Raw genomic sequence first — 10584 nt, 5'->3', positions numbered from 1 at the left:
AGCTTCACTGTCACGCTGCTCTGACTGCTCCCGTCAGCAGGCAGCGTACTGCTGCTTACTGCAAGCGTGCTAGTGGTCGCCGATGGCGCTCCTGCAACAAACTGCACGGTTCTCTTCTGGGCGATCTCTACTCCGCCTACGCGGGCGCTTATCGTCGCTGTCCCTAACGTGTTCGGCGATGTTAACGTCGCTGTGTACGTGCCATCCTGCTTGTCTGTCACTGGGCCTACCGTGCCTAGTGTCGATTCTATCGACACAGTGGCGCCGCCGCTTGTCAGGGCGTGGCCCTGCGCGTCTTTGAGCTTCACCGTTACGGTCGTCTGACTAGTACCATTAGCTACTACACTTGAATGAGCAGTTGTCACCTCACTCTCCGCAGGAGAGATCGAATAGTCCGGCATCATGTAAGTCGCAAAACAAAAGTCACGGCCAATAGCCGGAGAGTACCCCCCACCGTAAACATCGCTTTGGCTAAGATACCAGCCATACCCCGCACTGCCTCCAAGCTCTGATGCAGCTACCATTCGATACATCGTATTTTTCTTTAGATACGGCTCCACTCCTGTGAAATCAAAAGACACCCAGCCTACGTTAGTAGGCGGCAGCTGAGCTTGAGCAAGTGGCGTCGAAAGATCTCCTTCTTTAAATATGCTTAATTGAAAGGCCCCCGTTGCGCCATAATAATCAAATATTTGAATATCTACCTTGCTTAAATGACCCGTAATAGCCGGAGTAAACGTCTGATAACGTGGATTATCATGGTTAACCCATACATTCCCGAAACAATTTACCTGCTCTTGATCCCTTATTACGGGATTAGCAGCATACACTGCTTCACTTGAAAATGCTTGTACTCCCATCATTAATAGGATGAGTATGACAACCCACCGCTTGTATTGTCCAAAGCTGTTCATGAATGTCCTCCATTCAGGGATTTCGTGTAGTCTAACTTCTTATAGCCTCTCATCACATTGCTTGCGTTTACGTATGCAACTGATGCGTACAATCAGATTAAGCCATCCAAAAGGTGTACAATCCCCCCACGAATGCCGCCACAAAAAAGAGCGCAAAAAACCACCTTGTGAATCGCATACTTATACCTGCACCATCCCACCAAATTTTAACGAAAATAACGACACCTAACAGCATAATACTTACAAATGCTATTATTGCATTTTCCATCTTTACTCCACCTAAACCTCTCTTTTCAGCATACATCTCGTCATTTTTGTTCCTAATTTATAAAAACTTACGTCAATTTTCCATACCTATAAAGGAGTATTTTGAGAATAAATGCTTGGTACATAGGCTTAAATGCGGCTACCAAAAGCCGTTGTGTAGTTATGAGCAACCGTTCTGCTAGAAAAGAGTAGCCCACTACAAAATAAGTCCAACATTTTGAAAAGACGCTGTAATTTAGCTGTATCGGGGACACGTCTTCTATTACAATAGAAACTAATTCTGCATGTTGAAGTTAGAGGTGTTCAAAATGAAAGTCAGACCGCTTATTGAAGGGTATGCGTCCAGTTCAGAAAGTGATGTGCAAATAACAAAATTGAAGTCAGAGCATGTGGCAGAGTTAACCATTAGAGCGTGGATGCATGAGCCGACTGGCATCCAGCCAGAACGGTTTCTCCCCCTTGCCAGGGCGATAGCATCCGCTGTAGACAAGCTTCATCAGCAGCAAATGATCCATCTCGATTTGCGACCCGAGCGGATAACTGTTCTATCAAATGGAACAGAAGTTGATTTAAAACCATCTAGTTATGTGGTGTATCGCTCTAAGGAAGGCTACATCCTCTCCGATTACGGCATTTACGAGGCAGGTCTGCCCTATTGCTCACCTGAACATACAGGTCGAATGGGACGAACAGTAGATGAGCGGAGTGACCTCTACTCCTTAGGTGTTATATTTTATGAAATGCTGTCTGGCCAATTGCCTTTTAAAGCTGACAATCCCCTGGAATGGGTCTATATGCATCTTGCGCAAAGTCCCCCGCCACTGACGAATCTGGCGACATTAATGCCTGAAGGCATTGTGCCAATTGTAATGCGATTGTTGGAAAAAAATCCAGATAAACGTTACCAAAATGTCAAAGGTTTAATAGCCGATCTGGATAAAATTGAACGTTTATCGGATACCCTTTTCATCGAGACTTGCTTTCATGGTCGTGACCATGAATGTTCGGTGCTGAACCAAGCCTTTTATGCCGCCTGCTTCGGCTCTACGGAAATGGTTTATGTATCTGGTGACGCCGGTATTGGCAAAACGAGTTTAATCGAGGAAGTGTTTCGGAAACAGGAGCATACGAGTAGTTTTTTCTATATAACCGGCAAGTTTGAGCAGTTTTCAAATGAAAGTCCTTATCATCCGATCGTTCAAGCCTTTAGTGGATTAATGCGCCATTTACTAGGAGAACGACAAGACCAATCACAGCAATGGAAGCTAAAGCTGCAAGCGGCCCTAGGTTCAAATGCTAACCTTATTACGGAGATGATCCCTGAAGTAGGTTTAATTTTAGGTAGAACCCCCGCCACGGAGGAACTCCCTGCCCACGAATCCAAGAAAAGATTCCTACATGTATTTCGGAAATTTGTACAAGCGTTAGCAACGAAAGAACACCCACTTGTGTTGTTTATTGACGACTTGCAGTGGGCCCATTCATCATCTCTTCAGTTGATTCATGCCTTGTTATGTGACCCAGAATGCCAATACATCATGTTTATTTGTGCCTATCGACAGCAGGAATGGAACAAAAACGAGCTTCCAGGCTACGAGTTGAACGGCAACGTAACAGGCCAAGCCGTTATTCGACATCTTCAACTGTCACCACTAAGCTTGGAACAAATGAATGAAATCGTGGTAGAGATGCTGCATTTGCCAGCCGCAACTACATTATCTCTAACTGAATTGCTGTATCCAAAATCCAAGGGTAACCCTTTTCATTTCAAACAAATTTTGCTTCATCTACAAGACGATCGGATGTTGTATTATCATCACGAAAAGCAATGCTGGCAATGGAATCTAGGTCAAATTATCGAACAGGAACCAAGCTACTCCATTCATAATCTGATGCAGCATAAGCTGCACCGGCTCTCATCTGGCACACAAGCGCTGCTTCAAATAGCCGCCTGTGTCGGAAGCACATTTCATCCACATTTGATTGCTCAGATTGCGGAACGGGAAAAAGAAGATCTGCTACAAGAGTGGCACGATATAGAAACGGAAGGAATCATCACACCATATGAGACCGACATGTACCGCTTTACCCACGACCATATCCAGCATGTGATATATAGTCAGATTGATAATCAAATGAAGCAGACCATTCATCTGAGAATAGGCAGATGCTTAAACAAGCATGAAACGTTATATGGAGAGAGCCCATTTGATCGAGTCAACCATCTTAATCAGGGCTCACATCAAATGACAGAGACAAGTGAGATTCTACAACTTGCCTATTTAAATCTGGATGCAGGTAACCGTGCCAAAACCGCTACCGCCTACGATATTGCATTAGCATACTATGGAAAAGGGGTCGATCTCCTTGTGTTGGTAGGGGATTGGGAGCAGAAATTTGAACTTTGCTTTGACTTGCATATCCAAAAAGCAGAATGTGATTATTTATGCGGAAATTATACGGAATCTGAACGTGAGCTTGATGCACTGCTTGACCGCGCACGCAATCCGGTTGAACGGAGCAGAGTACAAATGATTCGGATTACCCAATATATTAACCAAGGTAAATATTTGGAAGGAACCGCACTTGGTCTTGACTGTCTGCGGGAGCATCACATCCTAATCTCACCTAATCCAAGCAGCTTCATGCTTTATATAGAAGGAGTCCGAATTGAATTATTGCTGCGCGATCGGTACGACAAGCTCTTACAACTTACGGAAATGTCAGATCAGGATCGTATTTCTGCAATGAAGCTTATTTTTGCCATTACACCCTCGACCTTTTTCACAAATAAGAAGGTATTTTTTCTGCTCATGTGCAGGGCCATACAGCTATCGCTGAAATATGGAAACACCCCTGTATCAGCAGCTGTCTACTCTTCATTCGGCATGCTCTTAGGGCAAGCACTAGGCAAGTACGATAAAGGCTACGCTATTGGCAAAGTAGGCGTTGAACTAGCCGAGCATTACAATATTAGTTCACTTAAAAGCCAAACCTATACGATGTTTGGTGGAGTCCTTTGCCAATTTGCAGGAAATGCGCTTGAAGGAGAGCGCTTTTTAGTTAATGCTCTGCGTTTCGGTATGGATTCCGGTGACTATGTATTTGCAAGTTATGCTATGGGGGCGCACGTCAATTCGTTGTATACGAGGTCTTCTTTGAGTGGATTGTCCAAAACTATTGCCGATTACATGGGCGTGCTAGAAACCACAAAGGATGAGTTTGTAAGGCAAAACTTCTATTTGTATCAGCAATACATTCTAGCTCTGCAAGGGAAGACAGCTGCTCCCGATTCATTTAGCAGTGTTGGGTTTAGGGAAGAGCAATTTATATCTCGCATTCATAAAGAAGAAACTTCAGCTACTACTTTGTATCAGTACAGCACTTATAAAACGCAGCTTTACTATTTTTTAAATCGCTATGAGGAAGCTGTCCGTTCAGCCCAACAAGCCAAAGTATATGAGACGTATGCCACTCATTTGCCTCATCTACCAGAATGCCTCCTTTACGAGTCGCTTGCGGTAATGAGCCTGAATATACCATCATGGACACGCTCTCCTATGAAGAAATTGGTGTATCAAAATCTTCGTCGCTTTAAACAGTGGGCGGCTTGGAGCTCCACGAATTACAAAGCCAAGTACACGCTTCTTACTGCTGAATTAGCACGTGTCTCTGGTCAGTTCAGCCTAGCGGAGGAAAGGTATGACAAAGCCATACGCGAAGCAAGAGAACACCATGATATACAGGTGCAAAGCCTCGCCGGGGAAGCTGCTGCCCGTTACTATTTTACATGCAACAAACGCAAAACCGCTTTATACTACTTGGAGTTAAGTTTAGCGGCTTATCAACAATGGGAGATATCCATCAAGGTCGATCAGATGGAGACACTTTTACTGCACTGGAAATCAGAGGAGCATAATGACTCTACTGCTGCAAGTTTAGAAATGACCCAACAACGACGTGCTCATGATCAGGAGACGCCCGTTTCGACACCATTGCGGGATGAACCTCATTTTGTGAATAGCTTTGATCTTGCCGCTATTTTAAAAACGTCTCAGGCTATAACGAACCAGATGGACGTGGATACTGTACTTGCAGAAATTATGAATACCATTATGAAATATGCAGGCGCAAGCAAAGGGGCCCTGCTTACGAGCAGTAAAGATACCGTTCATATTCAAGTATATGCCGATTCGATGCTACAAACCGTCACATCCCCTTTGGAGGTTAATGACAGTCACCTAGTGCCAGAGGGACTTATCCGATATGTATTACGAACAAAGGAGAATGTTTATTATACCGCGGAAGAGGAAAGCTGGCTTATACATAATCCGTATATTGAAAAGCATCGCCCCCAATCTGCGCTCTGTATTCCCGTAACGGTTCACGGCACGATGCTTGGTGTCCTGTACCTTGAAAACAAGCTGACAAACGGGGTATTCCCATACGATCGCACGCCTGTGCTTCTTACGATGGCGTCACATGGCCTGTTTCTGTGTGTACTTCAAAGCTTGCCTAATCCAGCTAATACGGATCATCATAGCGAAGAACTGCCTGAATCGTCACCAAGTACGATGGAAGAACCTCTTACAGATCGTGAATTGGAGGTACTCGCCCTGTTAGCAGCAGGACTATCCAATAAGGAAATTGCTGATCGCCTTATTATCGCTGTAAGCACTGTCAAAGTTCACGTAAAAAATATATTTGCCAAGTTAAAAGTGAATCGACGCATCAATGCCATTGCGCAGGCCAAGGAGCTCAAACTGCTCACTCCTGACACTCGGTAGCGCTTGCGTTGAGCAACTGGGGAATGCCCCTTAGTCCACTTATATGCGGAGTAGCACTGGCACGGTCAGCTTATAGGTGAAGGCTAAAGGGGCATTCACCTCGGCGAAAAAAGTAATTTTTGTAGGATATTCGTTCGGAGGATAACACTCACCAGATGAGCAGGTCGACTACCAATTAGCATTTACTAATAACAACACCCCCCAGTCCATATTGGATCTAGGGGGTGCTGTTGAAAGCAAGTCGGTGATGATCGCTCCAATACTTACTGCTAGAATTCATCATCGATCGACATTTGATTGTTGTTCTCTTCTTTTATTGCAACAAATCCTTCAGAACAGGTTTTCATCCTTATTCTTCATCAATTACTTCTTTGCGATTACTCGGATAACTACCGGATTTTCATCTTTATAAACAGCATAGTTATTTCCCTCAACCATAGAGCTTATTTGAAACCCTATAAGCTGTAACTTTTGTACTAATTCATCTAATACAATAAATCTTCTATAGTGCTCGTTATAATAGTACGAATTCTTACCCACTTGTTTTCCCAAACCATAAATTTCATCTTTAATACTTCTGGCCTCTATAAAAAACTGTCCTCCTGTTTTCATAGAGTTGTATACATTATTAAGCAGGATATCTTCTTCTTCCTCCGTAATTGAATGTAATGTAAAGCGACTATATACATAATCATAGTTATTCGTTTTTAGCACATTCGAGCGAATGAAATCTTTTGCTGCAAACTGAATATTCTCATTGGCATAGTTCGACTGCAATTTCGAAATTGCATTTTTTGATTGATCGATCGCAATTACTCGTATATCGTTCGCAGCAAAAAATAAAGAATCCCTTCCATTTCCACAACCTAATTCTATTAAAGTTTTTCCTTTTTCCAAAACAGACAAAATATCGGTTGCAAACTTAGTAGGTTCATTTGAAGCCTCAGCTTTTGTATAATAATTATCCCAATACGAATAGTCCATCAGTTATTTCCCCTTGTAGCTACTTTATTATTTCTTACTTCTTTGTAATATAAATATCCATTGCTTCGTTTCATTTTGAGCCTTGATGTCATCATAAAAAAACTCTTCACTTACTTTTAATTCAAAACCTTCTTTATATAAGACTTCAAAAATATCATTATATTGCTTTTCAGTTCGATAAATTGCACTATATTCACTTTCTAGATTTTCAGAATAAAATTTATTTAAAGTTAATCTTTCTTTCAATGCAATTGGCTCAGATAAGTAGATAATACACTCTTCATCAAATCTTCCAACAAGACTGTTAAGTGCCATCTTTACTTCATCGTCATTAATATACATTAGAACTCCACCCGATATAATAAATCGGTTGAATTTTTCCTTTATAGGAAATTTATCCTCTTTATTCATTAGTTCCTGAATGGATGAATGAATAAAATAGGTCGTATCTTTTTTCTCAATATCTTCTCGCGATTGTATTAAGTCAATAAATTCCTCTACATAATCAACACCAACATATGTATCTGCAACAGAAGTAATATACTTTGATATACGTCCTGTCCCACATCCAACTTCAAGCACACGACTATTGCTATCTAAACATAAAAGAGGAAGTCTGTGTTCTATTTCAAAGCTGGTCCATATTTCAATCTTGCTTTTGTCCTTGTCACCACATAAAACTACTGGCGCATCAACATCGATAGAAACCTTTTCAACAGCTCTCTTTCTATAAAAATCTTGTAGACTTTCATGATCAATGTCAACATGTTCATTATATATTCTGTTCATAAATCTTCTCCTTACTCCGCCTTTATAGTTTCAGCTGTAGTCCATTCGAAAACTTTATAAATGACGCATAGCTATGTCCGTGTTGTTTATCAAGCGGTGGTATCTCCATGTATTCTCCATACCTTGATGTCAATATATCGTCATATCTCTCCGGTGCACGAAATGCATGCCCTTCAAAATTTACAATTATAGCTTGATCATACCATTCACGTTTATAAATATGACCTACTAAATTATGACACACTAGGAAAGGTGTTTCTTTTTTGTTATATAATTTAGAAAAGTAATCAAAAATAAAAATAGTAACCCTTCGAGGTATGAAAGATAATGCTTTAAATAGCATTTTGCTGTATATAGTACTCGCAGCCTTTTTTCCAACCTGCGCCCATAATATTTTTCTACAAATTTTGCATATAAACATAGAAAGTTTTTGTTTATACTTGTTTGGTGAAATATTATCTATTGGAAAAATATCCATACATATGCCGTCTTTTTGTTTTAAATGTTCTTGCCCTGACCGTACGTAGGATGTATTTTTTAATCGTAACTTTCCAAAAACCCAATTATAATGTTTATCGTTTTGTTGGTTTTGTAAAAAAAACTTTTCATTATTCAATTCACTTTTGCAAATTTCGCAAAATCTTTCATAATCCGATCTAAACATTTGGATATCCACGTCATCATCCCACGGAATAAATCCTTTATGTCTAATTGCCCCCAGCAATGTCCCATCAGATAAAAAGTATTGTATATTATGTTTTTCACATATACGATCAACTTCTATAAGAAGTGAAAACATCTCCATCTTTAATTGTTTTAATTGCTCATCATTTAATTTTATATAATCTACTCCCGGTTTCACACTCCGCCTCCTACAGTCTTTTCTTTTTTGTTATCCTTACTTGTGTAAGCTAATATTCTTTCGTAATCATCAAAATAATCGATTTCCGACCAGAACATCCCTTTTATATCAATAGTTTCTATGTTTTTCTCTTCTATAAGAGAATATAATATATTTTCCCACCATAGTTGATGCTGTTGATCCCCGATTAAACTTTCCAATTTCCCTTTGAATTCAAGAAGGAATTTTGATCTTATTTTTCCCATTCCTACATATTCACACGTTCGTTCCTTTAAAGGTAAATCCTTGCCGTATTTTTTTATATATCCGTTTTCCAGCTGCAAAAAATAATCGCCTTCTACTGTTCTACCTGTATCAACCATTAAAGCACAATCTTTTTTCGTCTTTACAATCAGATTTAAAATAGCATCATCAATATAAACGTCACCATTCATAATAATAGTATCTTCTGTTAATTCTTCTCTAGCAAACCAAAACGAGGCAATACTGTTAGTTACATTATAGAATGGATTAAAATAATAAGTAACATCTAGGCCTTCTAAGGCCTCATAAATTTTAGTTTTGCAATATCCAACACATACGATTGGCTGAATATTTCTTTCTAATAACATCATTACACTTCTTCTAATCAACGGAATACCATCAACTGGCAATACACATTTGGGGATTTCCTCAATCATTCTTGATATTCTTGTTCCTCTTCCTGCCGCCAACAAAATAGCTTTCATGATTTCACCCTCCCCCAACTTTATATATTTCTTACTTGGTTATTTCAAAAATATGAATTGTACTGGAATATCAATATGGGTTATCATTAGCTGGCCTTCCTGCACTGCCAGTAGCATCCCCTTGTTATAACAAACCTTTCTTATTCATATCAATTAAAGCATTTACTAACTCACTGTTATCATCTTCTGTTAATGCACCTATGTGACCAACTCTAAACAAGACCTTACTAAGTGACCCACCATTTGGGCAGACATATATTTGATAATGATCCTTTAAACATTTAAAAATTTCATCTGCAGGAACTTTCCCTATTGGCTTTAAAGGCGTGACAGCATTCGAAAGGGCACTAGACGCTATCATTAATGGTAATCCTTTAATCTTCGTTCTAAAATCTTGAGCAATACGAGCTACTTCTTCTACAGTCTTATCTACCCCTATATTATCTATTATCCGTAATCGTTCTCTTAACTGTAAGAGTATCCCAACAGCAGGAGTATACGGGGTTTGCCCTCTCAATCCGTCCAATAAGTAATTCTTAAAATTAAAGTACAGGCTTTTCACATTGTTTCTCAAAACTCTTTCCTGGGCTTTTCCATCCAACACGACAAAAGACATCCCAGGTGGTAGGGCAATTGCTTTTTGTGAACTTAATATTGTTGCGTTAACATTATATTCACTCATATCATAACGATCAGCTAGAAATGAACTTATGGCATCAACTACAAGCATCAAATTATTTCTTTTACAAAAGTCACCAACTAGCTCCATATCATACAAAACGCCAGTAGATGTTTCATGCATATTTATTAAGAAGCCAGTAAAATTCTTATTTTCATATGATTCTAAATGTTGATTCGTTAATATCTCACCATGATCTAAACAAATTTCTTCCGATAAAAATCCGTGTATATCACAGATCTCTTTAAACCTGGTGCCGAAGGTCCCTCCATTTACTATGAGCAGTTTATCGCTCGTATCAAATAAATTCATAATTGTTGCTTCCATTGCTGCTGTTCCAGAGGCTGTTAGAAAGATTACTCGAGCTGATTCCGATGCCTTTACACATTTATTCATAAGCATTTCATTCTCAAGCATAAGATTGGAGAATTGTTCTGTGCGGAAATACGGTATTTGTTCAGAACCGATCTTTAAAATATCTTGCTCCATCATAACCGGACCTACCGAAAAATTTAGCATTCTTGCCTCCAGTTAATTATAAAATAGTTTCTGTTTTTTGGTTTCACCCAATCAT

General features: G+C 39.8%; 8 protein-coding genes. 1 reads left to right on the top strand and 7 read right to left on the bottom strand.

Going from position 1 to position 10584, the window contains the following annotated elements:
• A partial coding sequence (locus tag H509_RS26425; protein ID WP_036698739.1) for an Ig-like domain-containing protein occupies nucleotides 1-914 on the bottom strand: 914 nt, incomplete at its 3' end.
• 97 nt (nucleotides 915-1011) lie between these two features.
• Nucleotides 1012-1182 (bottom strand): hypothetical protein, encoded by a 171-nt coding sequence (locus H509_RS28090; RefSeq protein ID WP_169450997.1) that lies wholly within the window; start codon nucleotides 1180-1182, stop codon nucleotides 1012-1014.
• A gap of 283 nt (nucleotides 1183-1465) precedes the next feature.
• Here H509_RS28090 and H509_RS26420 point away from each other — a divergent pair, with 283 nt between their 5' ends.
• Nucleotides 1466-5968, top strand: a complete 4503-nt coding sequence (locus H509_RS26420; RefSeq protein WP_281169767.1) for a helix-turn-helix transcriptional regulator — start codon at nucleotides 1466-1468, stop codon at nucleotides 5966-5968.
• A gap of 363 nt (nucleotides 5969-6331) precedes the next feature.
• On the opposite strand, the gene H509_RS0123030 is transcribed toward H509_RS26420, so the two are convergent.
• The 5 genes from H509_RS0123030 to H509_RS0123010 form a co-directional block, all read right to left on the bottom strand.
• Nucleotides 6332-6952 carry a class I SAM-dependent methyltransferase gene (locus H509_RS0123030; RefSeq protein WP_028547141.1) on the bottom strand — a complete coding sequence of 207 codons (621 nt, stop codon included), beginning with the start codon at nucleotides 6950-6952 and terminating at the stop codon, nucleotides 6332-6334.
• A 27-nt stretch (nucleotides 6953-6979) separates the two neighbouring features.
• On the bottom strand, nucleotides 6980-7741 hold the full coding sequence (locus tag H509_RS0123025; RefSeq protein ID WP_028547140.1) for a class I SAM-dependent methyltransferase: 762 nt from the start codon (nucleotides 7739-7741) through the stop codon (nucleotides 6980-6982).
• A gap of 22 nt (nucleotides 7742-7763) precedes the next feature.
• Complete coding sequence (locus H509_RS0123020; protein ID WP_028547139.1) at nucleotides 7764-8603, bottom strand: LicD family protein; 840 nt, start codon at nucleotides 8601-8603, stop codon at nucleotides 7764-7766.
• Complete coding sequence (locus H509_RS0123015) at nucleotides 8600-9331, bottom strand: phosphocholine cytidylyltransferase family protein (protein WP_028547138.1); 732 nt, start codon at nucleotides 9329-9331, stop codon at nucleotides 8600-8602. Before H509_RS0123015 ends, H509_RS0123020 begins: the two co-directional genes overlap by 4 nt.
• Nucleotides 9332-9455: 124 nt before the next feature.
• A complete protein-coding gene (locus H509_RS0123010) occupies nucleotides 9456-10502 on the bottom strand; it encodes a pyridoxal-phosphate-dependent aminotransferase family protein (RefSeq protein ID WP_211234376.1) in 1047 nt (348 codons plus the stop codon).
• Between the last annotated feature and the right edge of the window lie 82 nt (nucleotides 10503-10584).

This window comes from Paenibacillus taiwanensis DSM 18679 (genome assembly GCF_000425125.1).
GTDB lineage: Bacteria > Bacillota > Bacilli > Paenibacillales > Paenibacillaceae > Paenibacillus_B > Paenibacillus_B taiwanensis.
This window is presented reverse-complemented; position numbering and strand designations above follow the sequence as displayed.